This is a genomic window from Streptomyces sp. CA-251387 (genome assembly GCF_050936625.1).
Classification (GTDB): Bacteria; Actinomycetota; Actinomycetes; order Streptomycetales; family Streptomycetaceae; genus Streptomyces.
In genome coordinates this window covers 3570771-3587628 of record NZ_JBNJMJ010000001.1, presented here as the reverse complement: position 1 = coordinate 3587628, position 16858 = coordinate 3570771, and the positions used below count along the sequence as shown (strand labels likewise).

General features: G+C 72.5%; 14 protein-coding genes and 1 tRNA gene. 5 read left to right on the top strand and 10 right to left on the bottom strand.

Features of this window, described 5'->3' with window-relative positions; translation table 11 throughout:
• Positions 1 to 20: 20 nt before the first annotated feature.
• On the top strand, positions 21 to 515 hold the full coding sequence (locus ACQEV2_RS15870; protein ID WP_433040874.1) for a DUF3830 family protein: 495 nt from the start codon (positions 21 to 23) through the stop codon (positions 513 to 515).
• Here the strand turns inward: ACQEV2_RS15870 and ACQEV2_RS15865 are convergent.
• Positions 496 to 1896 (bottom strand): amidase, encoded by a 1401-nt coding sequence (locus tag ACQEV2_RS15865; protein ID WP_433040871.1) that lies wholly within the window; start codon positions 1894 to 1896, stop codon positions 496 to 498. The genes ACQEV2_RS15870 and ACQEV2_RS15865 overlap by 20 nt on opposite strands.
• Positions 1897 to 1919: 23 nt before the next feature.
• Positions 1920 to 2879 carry a D-2-hydroxyacid dehydrogenase gene (locus tag ACQEV2_RS15860; protein ID WP_433040868.1) on the bottom strand — a complete coding sequence of 320 codons (960 nt, stop codon included), beginning with the start codon at positions 2877 to 2879 and terminating at the stop codon, positions 1920 to 1922.
• A gap of 293 nt (positions 2880 to 3172) precedes the next feature.
• Here ACQEV2_RS15860 and ACQEV2_RS15855 point away from each other — a divergent pair, with 293 nt between their 5' ends.
• The 3 genes from ACQEV2_RS15855 (at position 3173) to ACQEV2_RS15845 (ending at position 6106) form a co-directional block, all read left to right on the top strand.
• A complete protein-coding gene (locus tag ACQEV2_RS15855; protein ID WP_433054471.1) occupies positions 3173 to 3982 on the top strand; it encodes a maleate cis-trans isomerase family protein in 810 nt (269 codons plus the stop codon).
• Between the two features lie 57 nt (positions 3983 to 4039).
• Complete coding sequence (locus ACQEV2_RS15850; RefSeq protein WP_433040865.1) at positions 4040 to 4771, top strand: maleate cis-trans isomerase family protein; 732 nt, start codon at positions 4040 to 4042, stop codon at positions 4769 to 4771.
• A gap of 231 nt (positions 4772 to 5002) precedes the next feature.
• Positions 5003 to 6106, top strand: coding sequence for an LLM class flavin-dependent oxidoreductase (locus ACQEV2_RS15845; protein ID WP_433040862.1), 1104 nt, complete (start codon positions 5003 to 5005; stop codon positions 6104 to 6106).
• Positions 6107 to 6146: 40 nt separating this feature from the next.
• Here ACQEV2_RS15845 and ACQEV2_RS15840 read toward each other — a convergent pair whose 3' ends face one another.
• Positions 6147 to 7979 (bottom strand): putative bifunctional diguanylate cyclase/phosphodiesterase, encoded by a 1833-nt coding sequence (locus tag ACQEV2_RS15840; protein WP_433040859.1) that lies wholly within the window; start codon positions 7977 to 7979, stop codon positions 6147 to 6149.
• 346 nt (positions 7980 to 8325) lie between these two features.
• Here ACQEV2_RS15840 and ACQEV2_RS15835 point away from each other — a divergent pair, with 346 nt between their 5' ends.
• Positions 8326 to 9825: a M6 family metalloprotease domain-containing protein gene (locus ACQEV2_RS15835; RefSeq protein WP_433040856.1), complete on the top strand. Its 1500-nt coding sequence runs from the start codon at positions 8326 to 8328 to the stop codon at positions 9823 to 9825.
• Between the two features lie 324 nt (positions 9826 to 10149).
• Here the strand turns inward: ACQEV2_RS15835 and ACQEV2_RS15830 are convergent.
• From ACQEV2_RS15830 to ACQEV2_RS15800, 7 genes are all read right to left on the bottom strand, one after another.
• Positions 10150 to 10223 (bottom strand) — tRNA-Lys (locus ACQEV2_RS15830).
• The gene (locus ACQEV2_RS15825) at positions 10214 to 10789 is read right to left on the bottom strand and encodes a bifunctional DNA primase/polymerase (RefSeq protein WP_433040853.1); all 576 of its coding nucleotides are present in this window, start codon (positions 10787 to 10789) and stop codon (positions 10214 to 10216) included. Before ACQEV2_RS15825 ends, ACQEV2_RS15830 begins: the two co-directional genes overlap by 10 nt.
• A gap of 121 nt (positions 10790 to 10910) precedes the next feature.
• Entirely contained in the window at positions 10911 to 11276 is a 366-nt protein-coding gene (locus tag ACQEV2_RS15820) for a hypothetical protein (RefSeq protein WP_433040850.1), read from the bottom strand.
• A 358-nt stretch (positions 11277 to 11634) separates the two neighbouring features.
• On the bottom strand, positions 11635 to 12969 hold the full coding sequence (locus ACQEV2_RS15815) for an AAA domain-containing protein (protein WP_433040847.1): 1335 nt from the start codon (positions 12967 to 12969) through the stop codon (positions 11635 to 11637).
• Complete coding sequence (locus ACQEV2_RS15810) at positions 12966 to 14570, bottom strand: hypothetical protein (protein WP_433040844.1); 1605 nt, start codon at positions 14568 to 14570, stop codon at positions 12966 to 12968. The genes ACQEV2_RS15815 and ACQEV2_RS15810 overlap by 4 nt, the downstream gene beginning before the upstream one ends.
• Positions 14561 to 15790 carry a hypothetical protein gene (locus ACQEV2_RS15805; RefSeq protein WP_433040841.1) on the bottom strand — a complete coding sequence of 410 codons (1230 nt, stop codon included), beginning with the start codon at positions 15788 to 15790 and terminating at the stop codon, positions 14561 to 14563. The genes ACQEV2_RS15810 and ACQEV2_RS15805 overlap by 10 nt, the downstream gene beginning before the upstream one ends.
• On the bottom strand, positions 15741 to 16751 hold the full coding sequence (locus ACQEV2_RS15800) for a phosphatase PAP2 family protein (protein ID WP_433040838.1): 1011 nt from the start codon (positions 16749 to 16751) through the stop codon (positions 15741 to 15743). Before ACQEV2_RS15800 ends, ACQEV2_RS15805 begins: the two co-directional genes overlap by 50 nt.
• Positions 16752 to 16858: the final 107 nt, after the last annotated feature.

Sequence of the window (16858 nt, the reverse complement as noted above, 5' to 3'; positions counted from 1 at the left end):
ATGTATGCACCCTGGATTGCATGACTGATCGGTTCATCGAGGTGTCGTTGGTCAAGCGGGGAATCCACTGCACGGCCAAACTCCTGGACGACCGCGCCCCGCTCACCTGCGCGGCCGTCTGGGATGCCCTGCCCCTGACCGGCGACGTCTACCACGCCAAATACGCCCGCAACGAGATCTACGCCCTCTTCCCGCCCTTCGCGGAAACGGAGCCGCCGCTGGAGAACCCGACCGTCACCCCCATCCCCGGAGACCTCTGCTACTTCGCCTTCGCCGGCACGGAACTCGGCACCAAGTCCTACGGCTACGACCGCGAGGTCCGCCCCGGCACCACGGTGGTCGACCTGGCCCTGTTCTACGAGCGCAACAACCTGCTCCTGAACGGCGACGTGGGCTGGGTGCCCGGCATCGTCTGGGGCCAGGTCGTGGAAGGGCTGGACGAGATGGCCCAGGGCTGCAACGACCTGTGGCGGTCCGGGGCCTTGGGGGAGTCGCTCAGCTTCCGGAGGGCGTGAGCCCGGCGATGCCGGCCTCGTAGAGCGCGTGCGCCGCCCGTAGGACGAGCTCGTCCCGGTGCCGGGCGGCCACGAGCTGGAGGCCGATCGGCAGGCCGTCCCCGTCCGTGCCGACGGGGACGGTGGCCGCCGGCTGCTGGGTGAGGTTGAAGGGGTACGTGAACGGCGTCCAGCCCGTCCACCTGCGATGCCCCGAGCCCTTGGGGACCTCGGCGCCCGCCTCGAAGGCGGTGAGGGGGAGGGTCGGGGTGACCAGGAGGTCGTAGGTGTCGTGGAAACGGCCCATACGGCGGCCGAGTTCCATGCGGACGTCCACCGCGGCCAGGTAGTCGAGGGCGCTCAGACGTGCGCCGGCGTCACAGATCTCCCTGAGGCCCGGGTCGAGCAACTCCCGCTGGTGCGGCCCCAGATGCTGGGTGACCCGGGCCGCCCCGGTGAACCACAGGGTGTGGAAGGCGTCCACCGGGTCGGTGAAGTCGGGGTCGGTCTCCTCGACGTACGCCCCCAGCCCCGCCAGCCGCTCCACCGCCCGCCGTACCGCCGCCGCGACCGCCGGACGCACCGCCACCTGGCCGCCGAAGGAGGGGGAGTAGGCGACGCGCAGGCCGTGCACACCGCCGGACAACGCCGGGACGAAGGAACCCGGCGCCGGCGGGAGCGCCGACCAGTCGCGGGAGTCCGGGGTGCCGATGACGTCGAGGAGCAGGGCGGCGTCGGCCGCGTCACGGGTCATCGGGCCGACGTGCGCCAGGGTGCCGAAGGCGCTGGCCGGGTAGAGCGGCACCCGGCCGTACGTCGGTTTCAGGGCGAAGATGCCGCAGAAGGCCGCCGGGATACGGACACTGCCGCCGCCGTCCGTGCCGAGCGCGAGCGGCCCCGCGCCGAGCGCCACAGCGGCCGCCGCGCCGCCGCTGGAGCCGCCCGCGGTGCGGGCCGGGTCGTACGGGTTGCGGGTGACACCGGACAGGGGCGAGTCGGTGACGCCCTTCCAGCCGAACTCGGGGGTCGTCGTCTTGCCGAGGAAGACGGCACCGTGCGCGCGCAGACGGGCCACGGAGGGGGCGTCCTCGTCCCAGCTCCTCTTCTCGGAGACGGTCTTCGAACCGCGCAGCGTCGGTGCGCCGCGCATCAGCAGGATGTCCTTCACCGTGACCGGAACGCCGTCGAGCAGACCGGCCGGTGCGCCGCGCCGCCAGCGGTCGGCCGACTCGCTCGCCTGCGCGAGGGCCTCGTCGGCGGTGAGACGTACGAAGGCGTTGACCTCCGGCTGGATCCGCTCGGCCCGCTCCAGGGCGGCTCGGGTGGCGTCGACCGGGCTGAACTCTCCTTTGCGGTAGCCGTCGAGGAGTTGTACGGCGGTCAGTTCGGTGAGATCCGTCATGCGTCGCCCTCCAGCTGTGGACATCAGCGTCCCGGTACGTACCCGCGCTGCTTGTCGACCACGTTCAGCAGCGGTCTGCCCGCCTCCCATCGCTCGTACAACTCCACGAACTGCCTGCCGAGTTCATCGCGCCAGCCGACCGTGTCCCCGCTCATGTGCGGCGAGACGATCAGGTTCGGGACGTCCCACAACGGGCTGTCCGGGGTGAGGGGTTCGTGCTCGAAGACATCGAGCGCCGCGCCCGCGATCCACCGCTTGCCGAGGGCCTCGGCCAGCGCCTCCTCCACCACCAGCTGCCCGCGCCCGACGTTGATGAACCGGGCGGACGGCTGCATGACGCCGAAGCGGCGGGCGTCGAACATGCCGTGCGTCTGCTCGGTGAGCGGCGCTGCCGAGATCACCCAGTCGGCGCGGGCGATCAGCCGGTCGAGGTCGTCGGGGCCGTGGATGCCGGTGCGCGGGACCCGGCCGACCAGCGCGGTGGTGATGCCGAGGGCCTTGAGCGTGCGGACGATCGTACGGCCGATGGGCCCGGACCCGACCACGCACGCGCGCGTGCCGGCCACACGCTGCCCCTCGCGGTGCCGCCACTCGCGGGAGCGCTGCAGTTCCAGGGTCCTCGGCAGGTCCTTCGCCATCGCCAGGACCAGGGCGGCGACGTACTCGGCGATCGGCTCGTCGAAGATCCCGCGCGCGTTGGTGACCACGGTGTCGGACGCGGTGAGCTCCGGGCACATCAGATGGTCCACACCCGCGCTCGCCGTGTGCACCCAGCGCGGCCGCGGGCCCTCGCCGGGCCAGGCGTGCCGCACGGCATGCGAGGTGAAGTCCCAGACCAGCAGGACGTCGGCGTGGGGCAGCCGCTCGGCGAGGGTCGACTCGTCCGCGTGCTCGACACGGGCGCGCCCGGTGAGGCGGCCGAGGCGGGGGAGGGGGTCGGCGTCGAGGACCAGGAGGGTGGGTGGGGGGTCGGAAGAGGTCATACGGGTCGCTTCTCCGGGGGGTGCGGGGGCCGTTTTCGGGAGTGCGGGGGGCGTTTTCGGGAGTGCGCGGAGCCGTTTCTCGGGAGTGGCGGAGGCGTATCCCGGGAGTGGCGCGGGTCGTCTCCCGGGAGTGTGCGAGGGGTGTTTCTCGGAGTTCTACTGGAAGGGACGGCCGTCTGACATGCGAGGTTTGACCACGCTCGCACCCGAACCTACCTTCGTCAACACGGGCGTACGTACGGTCCGTTGCTCACCTGTTTCTCCTAGTGAGGGCGGTGCCTGCCATGGACGCCATGGACATCTCCTTCCTCGGCGGACCCCGCCCGCAGCGCGGTGTCGGAGTCGTCGCCCCCTTCGACTTCGCGCTGGACCGGGAACTGTGGCGCTGGGTCCCGGACGAGGTCTCGCTGCATCTGACGCGGACGCCCTATGTGCCGGTCGAGGTCAGCCTCGATCTGGCCCGCCTGGTCAGCGAGCACGAGACGCTGAGCGACGGCGTGCGCACCCTGACCGCGATCGCGCCGGAGGTCGTCGCCTACGCCTGCACGTCCGGCAGCTTCGTCGGCGGCATCGCGGGCGAGCGGGCGATGTGCGCGGCGATGACCTTGGCGGGAGCGGTGCCGGCGGTCACCACCTCCGGGGCGCTGCTGGAGGCGCTGACCGAGCTGGGCGTACGGCGGGTGGCGCTGGTGACCCCGTACACCGTCTCGGTGACGCGGGCGCTGGAGGACTACGTGGCGCAGGCGGGGATCCTGGTCACCGGGTGCGCGTTCATGGGGCTGACACGGCACATCTGGAAGGTGCCGTACCGGGATGTGGCCGACATGGCGCGCAGGGCGGTGCGGGGGGCCACCGACGCGTTGTTCATCAGCTGCACCAACCTCCCCACCTACGACGTGATCCCCCAGCTGGAGGCCGAACTGCGCATCCCGGTGCTCTCGGCCAACCAGGTCACGATGTGGGCGGCGCTGCGTCGACTGGGTACCCGAGCGGTGGGGCCGTATCAGGCGCTGATCGATCCGGCGGCACGAATCGATCCGGCGGCGCGCGGCGGTCCCGTGCTTCCGGATGTACCGGATGTTCCTGAGCAGGAGCAACAGTAGGCGCAGGAACAGCAGTAGGAGCAGCAGCAGCGAGCATCGAGCAGCAGAAAGGCTGACATGACCGCACTCGGATTTCTCTACCCGGGCCACTCCGCCGAGGACGACTACCCACGCATCGAGCAACTGCTGGCCAGCGACATCCGGGTCGACCTGGTGCACACCGACATCGGCGAGGACGCGCACCGGGTGGACGCGCTGCGCCGGATGGGCTCGGCCGAGCGCCTCGCGGCGGGTGTGGAGGCGCTGCGGCTGTCGGGCGCCGAGGCGGTGGTGTGGGCGTGCACGTCCGGCAGCTTCGTCTACGGCTGGGAGGGCGCCCATGAGCAGGTGCGCACCCTCGCCGTCACGGCGGGCATGCCGGCGTCGTCGACGTCCTTCGCCTTCGTGCACGCGGTGCGGGAGCTCGGGGTGCGGCGGGTGGCGATCGGGGCGACGTACCCGGACGACGTGGCGGGGCTCTTCGCGGACTTTCTGCGTGCCGGGGGTCTGGAGGTGGTGTCGGTCCGCGGCTCGGGGATCATCACGGCGGCGGAGGTCGGGACCTGGGGCGAGAAGGAACTGTTCGTCCTGGCGAGGGAGGCGGACCACCCCGACGCGGAGGCCGTCCTGCTCCCCGACACGGCCCTCCACACGGCCTCCTACCTCCCCGCCCTGGAACAGCACCTCACCAAGCCGGTCCTCACCGCCAACCAGGTCACGGTCTGGGAGGCCCTGAGGCTGACGGACCGCCGGGTGAACGCGCCGGAACTGGGGTCGCTGTTCACGAAGGAGCCGATCGTGCAGGTGTAGAACCTTCTTCCGCCCCCGCCGCCCCTACCCGTCCCGTCCCTGGGGGCCTGCGGCCCCCAGACCCCCGCTTCGGCCCTGAAGGGGCCTCGTCCTCAAACGCCGGACGGGCTGAAAAAAGCCCCTCCGGCGTTTGAGGAGCGGGGGTCCAGTGGGCAAAGGAATAAACCGGAGCCCCCCTCCTGTTAACGCCGGGCAGGACAGCGCACGGCATCACAACAGGAGGCACCCACCGTGGCGGCAGACGAAACCCAGGCCGACGAGATCCGGGGCACCACCCACGGCACCGCCCCCGTCCCCCTCTCCGTACTGGACCTGGCCACGGTCAGCGCCGGCCACACCGCCACCGACGCCCTCCGCACCAGCGTCGCCCTCGCCCGCCTCGCAGAGTCCCGCGGCTTCCACCGCTACTGGGTCGCCGAGCACCACTCCATGCCGGGCGTGGCTTCCTCGTCCCCCGCCGTGATCCTCGCCCACCTCGCCGCCCACACCACCCGCATCCGCCTCGGCTCCGGCGGCGTGATGCTCCCCAACCACGCCCCGCTGGTCATCGCGGAGCAGTTCGGCACCCTGGAGGCGATGGCCCCGGGCCGTATCGACCTCGGCCTCGGCCGCGCCCCCGGCACGGACGGCGCCACGGCGGCCGCCCTCCGCCGCACGGACCACCTCAACGAAGGCGCCGACGACTTCCCCGAGCAACTCGCCGAACTCACCCGCTTCCTCGACGACGACTTCCCGGACGGCCACCCCTACCGCCGTATCCACGCCGTCCCCGGCCCGGTCCAGGCGACGTCCCCCGGCGGCGTCCAGTCCCCGCACCGCCCGCCGATCTGGCTGCTCGGCTCCTCCGGCTTCAGCGCCCGCCTCGCCGCCGTCCTGGGCCTGCCCTTCGCCTTCGCGCACCACTTCTCGGCGCGGAACACCGTCCCGGCCCTGGACCTGTACCGGGAGTCCTTCCAGCCGTCCGCCGTCCTGGACCGGCCGTACGCCCTCATCGGCGTCTCCGCCCTCGCCACCGACGAGGAGCAGGAGGCCCGCCGCCAGGTCAGGGCCGCCGCCCTCAGCATGATCCGCCTGCGCACGGGCCGCCCCGGCCTCATCCCCAGCCCGGAGGAGGCGGAGGCTTACGAATTCACCCCGCTGGAGCGCGAGTTCGCCGACTCCTGGAACGCCAACGTCATCCACGGCACCCCGGACGAGGTCCGCACCGGCCTCGACGACCTCCAGAAGCGCACCGGCGCCGACGAGTTGATGATCACGAGCAACGTCCCCGGCATGGACATACGCCTGCGTTCGTACGAACTCATCGCGGACGCCTACGGGTTGCCCAGGGACTGACCAGGCCTGACCAGATCCTGAAGAGGCCCGCGAGAGGTCCTCACACCCGTACCCCCAGCAACTCGGAGATACGATCCGGCGGCACCGGCCGCGAGTACAGCCACCCCTGGCCGGTGTCGCAGCCGATGCTGCGCAGCCGCGACGCCTGCGCCAGCGTCTCCACGCACTCGGCCGTGACCGTCAGGCCCAGCCGGTGGGCGAGTTGGATCATCGCCTCGACGACGACCTCGTCGGCAGGGTTCGGCGGGACGGCCGCGTTGTTGTCGCTCTCGTACTGGAAGCCCCGTACGAACGAGCCGTCCAGCTTCAGGACCGATACGGGCAGCCGGCTGAGGTAGGCGAGGTTCGAGTAACCCGTGCCGAAGTCGTCGATCGCGATGCGTACGCCCATGTCGCTGAGCGCCTGGAGGGCCTGGAGCGGTCTTCCCGCCGAGCCCATCACCGCCGATTCCGTGAGCTCCAACTGGAGTAGGTGGGGGGCGAGTTCTGTCTCGCCGAGGATGCGGGCGACGTCCGCCACCAGGTCGGAGTCCCAGACCTGACGGACCGCCACGTTCACGCTCACGAAGATCGGCGGCTCGTCGGGGTGCGCCACCTGCCAGGCACGCGCCTGGCGGCAGGCGGTCGCCAGGATCCAGCGGCCGAGGGGAACGATCGAGCCGTCCTCCTCCGCCAGTCCGATGAACCGATTCGGCGCCAGTACGCCGAACTGAGGATGATTCCAGCGGATGAGCGCCTCGACACCGCGCAGCAGCCCGTCCTCCATGCTCACCAACGGCTGGTATTCGAGGGCGAATTCACCGCGCTCGATGGCGGGGCGGAGCGTGGAGGCGAGGGCCTGGCGGGTCATGCGGTGGGCGTTGCGTTCGGGGTCGAAGAGCGTCCAGCGGTCCTTGCCGTCGGCCTTCGCCCAGTACAGCGTCGTGTCGGCGGCCTGCATCAGGGCGGTGGGCGTGGTGCCGCTCGCCTGGCGTTCCACGACGCCGATCGAGGCCGACACCGACAGACGTCGGCCGGAGAGGTCGAAGGGCGCCCGCAGGGATTCGAGCACCGACTCGGCGAGGTCGGCCAGTTGCTCGGTGCCGGTCGAGTCCTCGACGAGCAGCGCGAACTCGTCACCGCCGAGCCGGGCCACCAGGGGTGGGCTCGACCGGGCGTAGCCCGCCTCCTCGGCGCAGCGCGTGAGCCGTTCGGCCACGGCGGCCAGCAGCTTGTCGCCGACGCGGTGGCCGAGGGTGTCGTTGATCGCCTTGAAGCCGTCAAGGTCCAGGTAGCACAGGCCGATTCGGCCGGTGGTGCCGCTCTCTTCGTACGACTCCGCCTCCAGCGCCGCCGACAGGCGCTCGAAGAACAGCGTGCGGTTGGGCAGCCGGGTCACCGGGTCGTGCATCTGCAAGTGCCGCAGCCGCGCCTGGAGTTCGCGGTGGGCGCTGATGTCGGCGACGGACAGCAGGACGCCGCCCCGATCACCGCCCGGCTCCTCGCCGGGCAGAGGGGCGACCGTGACCTGGGCCCAAAGCGAGTGCCCGTCCGGGTGTTTGAGGCGCCGTGTGCAGCGCAGTCTGGCCTGCCGGCCGCGCAGGACCTCGAGGTACGCGTGCCAAGTGCGGGCATCGGAGGCGAGGTCCACCAGATCGGCGGCGACCGCCCCGGCCAACTCCCCGGGTGCCGTACCGAGCAGGTCGGCGAGGGCGGCGTTGGCGCCGGTGACCAGGCCCTCGCGGTCGACCACGGCCATCGCCAGGGGTGCGGCGGAGAAGGCGGACACGTAGGGCGGCGCCCCGGTACCGGGGGATGGCTGTACGTTACTCTCTGTGACGGCCGGCCGGATGAGGTCTGCCGCGGGCGTCGGCCCTTCGGACGTTCCGCTCACCGCTCGCTCCCGCAGTGCACTCGTTCTTCGGATGGGTCTCATCGGAATGGCCGGCCGGGGGGCGGTCGGCCGCCAGGCCGTGTCCGTGCAGGAAAGTGTCAGGAAAGTGTGCCGATCATAGAGGCTGGTTCAAGGCCCTTCCACCTACTGTTCAGTGTTCCCAACTGACTCGACCTTCTGACAGATCGTTTCTGCCCGCACCTGGACGGCTTCTTCGGGCCCTCGACTGGTTGTGACGTTCCGTGAGCGATTCGGGGATGTCGGTTCTGGCGATTCCTCGGGCCCGTCACCCGTCCGGTGCAGGCAAACAGGGCGTAGTACGACAATATGACTCAGGCTGGGTGCGGTGTCCCGCGAACCGCTCCCGGAGGTCCACGTGCCGCGTCAGTTCCCCCTGCTCCCCTGCATGGGTCGGCTGCGGGAATGGCCCCGACTGCGCAGTGTCGCCGCGGTGTTCACCACGATGTCCGCGCTCGCCGCGACCTCCCTGATCGCGGCCCCCTCGGTCGCCGAACCGTTCGACACGGCACCCTGCGCCCTCGAACGCACCGAGGCCCACCACTCCGAGGGCCTCGACACCTGGAACGCCGCCTATCCGCGCCCGGCCCGGGGGCTGGACGCGGTCATGGTGTTCCTGTCCTTCCCGGACTCGGTCCCCGGGACGACACCCGCCGAACTGACGGCCGACCACTTCCCGCTGACCACCCACTTCTTCGAACGCGCCTCCTACGGCAGGTTCACCCTGCGCCCGCATCCGCTGCGGCACTGGCTCCGGATGCCGCGCCCGTCGACGGCGTACGCCATACAGCGCGACTGGAACATGTCCCACCGGGCCGCCTATCTGCGCGACGCGCTGGCAGTGGCGGACCGGGAGGTGGACTTCTCCCGCTACGACGTCGTCTACTTCGTCGCCGACCCCGACGCGCCCGGCGTCGACTCCGACGCCACGAAGGTCGTCAACCTGGACACCCCGCTGCGGGCCGACGGCACGGACATCCGCCGCGTCGTCACGGTGTTCGAGAACCATCCGCCGGACCGGCTGGTCCTCGCCCACGAGACGGGTCACGTCTTCGACCTGCCGGACCTGTACCACCGCCCGGTGGACGGCAAGGGTGACTGGGACACGTACGTCGGCGACTGGGACCTGATGGGCAGCCAGTTCGGCATGGCACCGGACCTGTTCGGCTGGCACAAGTGGAAGCTGGGGTGGCTGGAGCCACGGCAGGTGGTGTGCGTGCAGGGGGCGGGGGCCGGGGGCGCGCGGCTGACGCTGGAACCGCTGGCGGTGGCGCCCGGCGTGCCGGTGCAGACGGGCGCGGCTGGGGGGCGCGGGGCGTTCGGTGGGTTCGGTGGAGCTGGTGGATCCGGTGGGTTCGGGGGACCCGGCGGGATCGGTGAATCCGGGGGATCCGGCGGGATCGGTGGATCCGAGGAACCTGGTGGGTTTGGCGGGTCCGGTGACTTCGGTGGGGCCGGTCCGGTCGGCGGTGTGCCGGGCTTCGGGCTGGGCGGCGGCATCAAACTCGCCGTCGTCCGCACCGGCCCCGAGAGCGCCCTGGCCTTCGAGGTGCGCGGCCCCGTGGGCAACGACATGCAGGCCTGCCGGCAGGGCGTCCTGGTGTACCGGGTGCGCAGCCGGACCGAGTCCGGGGGCGGCCCGGTCGAGGTGATCGACGCCCACCCGCGCACCGAGGCCTGCTGGGAGGAGTCGGTCTACCCGCCGCTCGCGGACGCGCCGGTCGGGCTCGGGGAGAGCTTCACGGTGCCGGGGGAGGGTGTGCGGGTGGAGGTGGAGGGGCGTACGGCCTCGGGGGCGTGGACGGTGAAGATCGCGACGGTGAGGTAGCGCCCGCGCCGGGTGGGGGGTCGCGTGGCGGGCGAGCGGTGCGCCGGGGGGTGACGGTACGCCTGGTGGTGGCGGCGGTAGGGCTGGTGGTATGGCCGGGTGCCGGGTGCCGGGTGCCGGGTGCCGGGTGCCGGGTGCCGGGTGCCGCTGCTGGATGCCGGGTGGGGTAGTGGGGCGCTGCGTGGGGGATGGCGGTGCGCTGGGCGGTGATGGTCGTCCGGGTGATGGCCGTCGGGGCGGTGACAGCTGTGCGCGGTGGTGGTACTCGTGCGCCCGGTTCCATGCGAAAAGCCCCCCGCTTCCGCGAGGGGCTTCCCCTGTCTGTGCGCCGCCAGGGACTCGAACCCCGGACCCGCTGATTAAGAGTCAGCTGCTCTAACCAACTGAGCTAGCGGCGCCTGCTGACGTCGTAGACATTAGCATCCTGGTCGGCGTGGGGAAAAATCGATATCCGAACGGCCGCGCGAGCCGCCCGCACGGCCGCCCAGAGCAGCACCTCGGGGCCCGGTAACCAGGGATTACGGGTGTCCGGGGCGACCAGCCAGCGGGAGGCGGAGGAGGCCGCGGTGTCCGACCGCGCCGGGACGGTCACAGCGTCTCCCGCGCCGTGAAAGAGGAGCGGCGGGACGTCGCCCACGCGGCCGAACTCCTCCCACCGCAGGAGCGACGGCAGCCGCTGGGCCGTGCCGGGCGCGGCGAACAACAGCAGCCGGCCCCGGAACATCGCCACCGGTCCCGAGCCGGGCCCTTCCTCCCACAGCTGGTCGACCATGCGGCGCCCGAAGACCGCGGGCGCGCTCACGACGTCGAAGACGGAACCGCAAGCCAGCACGACGGGGGCCTCCGGCCGCTCGTCCCAGAGCGCCCGGGTACTGCGCGGATACGGTTCTGCGGAGGCGAGCCAGGCGGCACCGTCCGCGGTGAGGGATGCGGGGGAGAACGGGGCGTCGTTTGTGCTGCTCATGGCAGATACATCTACCGACCGTGAGTGCTTCGCTCCTGAGAGTTCCCGGAAGTCGGGACAGGGCCGGGTGGCAGGGCGTATCTTGCGCGCCTGGCATATGCCCATGAGGTACCCGCGTCGGTCACACCGGGTCGACGTGCCCCGGCCCCTCGACTCCCCGCATCAGATCCCGGCCGAACTCCACCATCTTCTTGGCGTAGTCCTCGGTCCACTCGGCCTGCTCGGCGATGGCGGCGGGCGTCAGCCGGTCGAACCGCCGCGGGTCCGCCAGCTGGGCCGCCGCGATGGCCTGGAACTCCACCGCACGGTCCGTCGCCGCCCGGAACGCCTGCGTCAGCTCGGTCGCCCGGGTCAGCAGCGCACGGGGGTCGTCGATCGACTCCAGGTCGAAGAAGTGCTCCGGGTCGGCGGCCACCTGCGCGGGCTCGAAGAGCAGGGGCGCGGGGCGTAGCCGCGGTTCGTTCCGACGCGGCGTGGGCTCCGCCATGCTTTCTCCTCCTCGTACGTCACCGATGTACCGCACCGGTGCACGTCACCGATCTCGTAGGTCACCGGCGCCCCCTGCGGACCGGTCCACCGTCCATTGTCCCGCGCCCGCGCAAGTAGGCGTGTGACGCAGGCCCCTCGGGCAACGGGTCTTCGTTGGACTCAGCGCCGATCGCGTAGGTGCTGTTTCCTTCACGGCCGCCACCTCACCCGGTGCTCCGCGAGCCGTGCCAGCACCGCGTGGTTCGCCTCCCACCCGTCCGGGCTGTATTCATTGGCCGCCTCCGGCGGCGTGCCGGACTCCGTCCGGCGAATGGGCGGCATTGGGCTCAGCGCCGATCGCGTAGGTGCTGTTTCCTTCACGGCCGCCACCTCACCCGGTGCTCCGCGAGCCGCGCCAGCACCGCGTGGTTCGCCTCCCAGCCGTCCGGGAACTTCACCACCGTCCCCAGCTGCACCGGCTCCGTCGACGGATAGTCGTCCAGCAGTTCGCTCACCCCTGCCCGGCACACCACGATGCACGCGTGCCGGTGGCGGGAGGCGAGGACGCACAGGCGGCCCGTCTCCAGGTGGAAGGCGGTGGCGTCGGGGCGGCCGGAGAGCGGGTGCAGGACGACCGTCACGTCGTACTCGCGGCCCTGCAGCCGGTTCGCGGTGTCGACGGTGACGTCTGTCACGCCCAGCACGGCCAGTGCTGCCCGCACCGCCGCCGCCTGGTCCCGGTGGGCTGTGCCGACCGCGATCCGGTCGGCGGTGAGGGGCGTGGGTTCGGGCGAGCGTTCGGAGGTTGCCGCGCCGCCCCGGTCCAGGAGGCGCCGTACGACCGTCGCCACCGCCCGTACCGCCTCGGGGTCCGTGCGCGGGGTGTGCCGGGCGGGCAGCTCCAGCAGTCCCCAGCCCGACTCCGCCGCCTCGTCGATCACCCGGTCGGGGCCCGAGCCGTCCGAGGGGACGGCGAAGGACAGGTGGCGGTCGCCGTGGTCCGTACCGCTGCGGAACCGGGTGTACGGGTAGAAGGCGTCGGAGACCAGGGGCGCGGCCGAGGCCGGGAGGCGCCAGGACACCGGCAGGCGGTGCTGGGGCAGGTCCGGATTGTGGGCGAGGAGGGTCGTAACGGCTGACGCCGAGGGGTCGTACGACAGCCCGGCCCACTGCTCGCTGCCCACGATCGCGAACGGGTCCAGCTGGCCCGGGTCGCCCACGAACAGCGCCCGCTCGAACAGCCCGGCCACTGCGAGCAGCGAGTCCGAGCGCATCTGGTACGCCTCGTCCACGATCGCGTGCCGCCAGGGCTCGTCGACCTTGACATGCGCCCACTTGGCCGCCGTGGAGAGGACGACCGGGAGGCCGGTCAACTCCCCCGCCTTCGCCGACTTGCGTACGTTCGGCAGGTCGTCCAGCGCCTTGTCGTACGGGTCGGCGTCGCTGCTGTGCAGGCGGCCCACCGGCAGCTCGGGGTTCTTCTCGGCGAGCCTGAGCACCAGGTCGTCGACCTGGGCGTTGGTCTGCGCGACGACCATCAACGGGCGTCCTGCGTCGGCCAGTTCCAGCGCCGCGCGGACGACGAGCGTCGACTTGCCGGCGCCGGGCGGGGAGTCGACGACGACACCGCGCGCGGTGCCGTGCAGGGTATCGGCGAGGATCGCGTCGGTGGCCTCACCCGCCGCCGCGCCCGGGTCGAACACGGCGGTCACAGCACATCCTCCTCGGTCAGGGGATCAGCGGCCTCGGACACCTGCTCCCCGGGCGGCCCGCCGTGCGTCCACGGCGTCTCCTCCGGGTCGGGCAGCTTCGCGCCGCCCCGCTGCTCGTGCTCGAACAGCGTGAAGCAGACCAGGTCGCCCTTCTCGGGCACCGACCCCTCCTCCGGCTCCTTGCCACGGCCCATCTTGTCGAGCACCCGCAGCACGAGCAGCGCGCTCCCGTCGCCGGGGGCTTCCTCGTAGCCGACGAACTCCGCCGACTGCGGCTTCCCGCCCAGCGACCGGTACACCTTGGCCCGCTCGCCCAGATGCGGCCGGTCGTCCGTGCGGACGGTGACCAGCGGGCGCGGGCTCGGCCGCTTGCCCTCGCTGTACGCCATGACGACCTCGGTGACCTCGCCCGCGAACGCCTCCCCGGCCAGTCGCCGTCCCGCCATCACCAGCGGGTCGTCGAGGGCCTCCTGCGCCTCCAGACGGGCTTGTTCGCGCTCGCGCGCGGCGAGCTTGTTGGCGGCGGTGACCGCGTCGTCGCGGCGCGGCTGCGGGGGCTCACCGGCGAGGACGCGGTCGCGGTGGCCGGTGAACGACCAGCGGTCGCGGGTCCACCGCTCCTCGACCCGCCCGGCCGCGGGCAGCTCCCGCAGCAGGTCGAGGCCGCGCCACACCGCGTCCCAGGTGGGGCGGGTCCGGCTCTCGACGAGGGCGCGGATCTCCCGCTCGGCGGCGGTGAGGTCGCCGAGCCGGTCGTCGGCCTCCAGACCGTCCTCGGCGGCGGCGAGGGCCGTACGCGCGCGGTCGTAGCGCTCGATGGCGGGGGCTAGCAGCTTGTTGTCGAACGCCGGGTCGGTGGCGGGACCGGCGGGCGGGCACAGCAGCTGGCCCTCCCGGTCGCGTGCGAGCTCCGCGCGCAGGGCCGCCTCGGCGCCCGTCTCGCTCTCCGGGGGGTCGATCCAGGCGAGCAGCGCGCCCAGGTGCTGGTCCTCCAGGGTGGACTGGCCGGTCGCCCAGTGCCGGGCCAGTACGTCCGTCATGGCCAGCAGCAGCGAGGAGCCGGGCACGCGGGCCCGCTCGCCGAAGTGGGTCAGCCAGCGGCCGAGCAACGGCACGCGCGGGGGCGCGGGATAGGGAGCCTCCGGGTCCTGTTCCGCCGTACGCCGGAAGCGCATGGAGCGGCCCAGGAGCCGGACGAAGTCGACGCCCGCGCGGCTCGGCACGATCAGCTGCGGGGCGTCCGCGCACAGCTCGACCTCGACCTTGACCCGCTTGCCGGTCTCCGGGTCGGTCTCGTTGCGTTCAGCCGCCTCGACGGCCTCGGCGTGGGCGTCGATGTACGGCAGGACGACGTCCGCCAGTTCCGACAGGAACGCGAACCTGAGATCGCGGTCGCGGGGCTGCGGCACGACCAGCAGGTGCGGGGCGTCCCGGTCGGTGCCGACCAGCGCGCCGAGCGGGGCGCCGGCCTCACCGGCGGTGGTGAGCGGAACGAAGACCAGGGGGCGGTCGGACAGGTGCCGGTGGCGGACGGTGGCGGCGGGCTGGGCGCGGCCGGTGCTGACGGCCTCCATGCGGGCGAGGGTGGAGATCAGCGACACGGGGCCACCGCCTCCGGGCCGGGAGCCGCGGCTTCCTGACCGGGCGCTTCCCGGGCGAGCGTCTGGGCGTCCTGGGCGTCCCGGCCGAGGTCCTGCGCGTCCCGGCCGAGGGCCTCGGCGCGCAGCCGTGCCGCCCGGCGCAGGGCGGCCACCGCCGGGTCGTCCGGGTCGCCGGACTCGCCGCGGGCCGCCGACAGGACGTCCTCGACCGTGGTCAGGCCGCCCAGCTCGGCCCGCACCGAACGGCCCAGTGACGTCACCGCGCCGGACGCGCGGGAGCGGGCGCGGCAGTGGAAGGCCAGTTCGCAGGCGGACAGGCACTCGGGCGCGTACGTCGCCGGGACGGACTCGACGGCGGCCGTCAGGTCGGCCGCGGGCAGCTCGAGGGAGAAGCAGGTGCCGGCGGGGAGCGTGTCGGCGATGTCCTCGATGCGGGTGAGGCGGGCCAGCTGGCGGGCGGTCACCGCGCGCTGCTTGCGGACGTCGACGGCCGAGGCGGTGGGGAGGTTGGAGAAGTCCTTGGGGCAGACGAGGAGGATCCGGTGGCGCACGCGCGGGGCGGGGGCGCTGTCGCCGAGGCGGGCGGCGATCTGCTCCAGCGCCAGCACGTAGACCGCCGCCTGACGCGCCGCCGCGCCCACCTTCGCCGGGTCCGCCGAGCCGTCCAGCATGGGGAAGGACTTGATCTCCACGACCGTCCAGCTGCCGTCCGGGTGCACGACGACCGCGTCCGGCTCCAGGAAGGCGGGCGATCCGGCCACGTCCAGGGCGAGCATCGGGTGGTCGAGCAGGGTCCACTCGCCGTGCGCCTCGGTGGCCTCGCGCAGCGCCAGTGCCGTCCGGGCGGTGCGTCCCTCGGGGCCGATCGCGGCGAGTTCGGGCACGCGCGCGTGGGCGGGCGGTTCGGCGGTGCGGTCCAGCTTCTCGTGCACCAGCCGCAGCAGTTCCGCGCCGCCGTCCGCCTTGACCTTCGCCTCGAAGGCGTTGCCGCGCGTGAAGGCGAACTGCGACTGCCCGAACACCGACGGCGAGCCCAGCGCGCTCGCCAGTGCCGCCTTGTTCACCCCGGCGCCGTCCAGGATCGCGCGCCGCTTGCAGCCGGGGTTGGCGGCGAGGGCGGCCAGGGCGCGCGCGTCCAGCGCCTTGGCCGGTACGTCGGGACCGCGCAGCTCAGCGAGCCGGTGCCGGAGCGCCGTCCCCCGCGTCCTGGGGGGAGGCACTCGGCTCGGCTCCGGATCCGACCCGGGACTCTCGCTGCCGTGGAATTCGCTCACCCGCGGAAGTCTGGCATCCGCCACTGACAATTGAGGAAGATGCGTCGGCAGAGCCCATCGGGACGGCGCCGCCGGAGACCGTCGCGAGCGTGCCGCCGGAGGCCGTGCCGGCCGTCGCGACCGGCGCGGTCTGCGCCCCGAGCCGGGCCCGAGCCCGGTCCGCGGTCCGCATGACGACCGGCGCCAGCAGGAACCCGACGCCCATCACGGCGGCGCCCGCGGCCGCGTCGAGGAAGTAGTGGTTGGCGGTGCCCATCACCACGATGGTGGTGATCAGGGGGTAGGCGACGGCCGCCACCTTCGACAGGCGCGTCCCGCCGTACCGCCACAGCACCACCCCGCACCACAGCGCCCAGCCGACGTGCAGACTCGGCATGGCCGCGTACTGGTTCGTCATGCCGCCGAGGCCCCGGGGCGCGCTCGCCTCGCCGCCCCACCAGCCGTACGAGCTGTACTGGGCCATCGTGTCCACGAAGCCGTAACCCTCGGCCAGCAGCCGGGGCGGGCAGGTGGGCAGCAGGGTGAAGCCGATCAGGCCGATGAAGGTCGACGTCATCAGCCAGGTGCGGGCCGCGCGGTAGTGCACGGTGCGCGACCGGAAGAGCCAGACCAGGAGCACGGGCGTGACCAGGTAGTGCAGCGACGCGTACCAGAAGTCGGCCGGGACGCCCAGCCAGGGCTCGCGGGTGAAGAGACGGTTGAGAGGGTGCTCCGCGTTGAGGTACAGGGCCTTTTCGATGTCCAGGATCGCCAGACCGTGGTCGACGGCGTGGCTGACATCGCCCCGGGCGAGGAGTCGGCCCGCCGAGTAGCAGGCGTAGACCAGGAGTATCAGCGGCAGCTCGGTCCACCAGCGCAGGCGGGTCCGCGGCGTCGCCTCCACGCCAGCTATATCGGCGTGCGGCATCCGATCGCCTCCCCCTTCTCGTCACGGCGCCCGGTTGACCGGTCGTGCCACTTTACGGTGTACGCGCGCGCCCCCTGCGGGCGCCCCGGCCCTCAAGACGCAGAGAT

Excerpts from the sequence above, each read along its gene's own strand:
- ACQEV2_RS15870 (WP_433040874.1), top strand. The coding sequence starts at position 21 with ATGACTGATCGGTTCATCGAGGTGTCGTTGGTCAAGCGGGGAATCCAC.
- ACQEV2_RS15865 (WP_433040871.1), bottom strand. The coding sequence starts at position 1,896 with ATGACGGATCTCACCGAACTGACCGCCGTACAACTCCTCGACGGCTAC.
- ACQEV2_RS15860 (WP_433040868.1), bottom strand. The coding sequence starts at position 2,879 with ATGACCTCTTCCGACCCCCCACCCACCCTCCTGGTCCTCGACGCCGAC.
- ACQEV2_RS15855 (WP_433054471.1), top strand. The coding sequence starts at position 3,173 with ATGGACATCTCCTTCCTCGGCGGACCCCGCCCGCAGCGCGGTGTCGGA.
- ACQEV2_RS15850 (WP_433040865.1), top strand. The coding sequence starts at position 4,040 with ATGACCGCACTCGGATTTCTCTACCCGGGCCACTCCGCCGAGGACGAC.
- ACQEV2_RS15825 (WP_433040853.1), bottom strand. The coding sequence starts at position 10,789 with ATGAGCAGCACAAACGACGCCCCGTTCTCCCCCGCATCCCTCACCGCG.
- ACQEV2_RS15820 (WP_433040850.1), bottom strand. The coding sequence starts at position 11,276 with ATGGCGGAGCCCACGCCGCGTCGGAACGAACCGCGGCTACGCCCCGCG.
- ACQEV2_RS15800 (WP_433040838.1), bottom strand. The coding sequence starts at position 16,751 with ATGCCGCACGCCGATATAGCTGGCGTGGAGGCGACGCCGCGGACCCGC.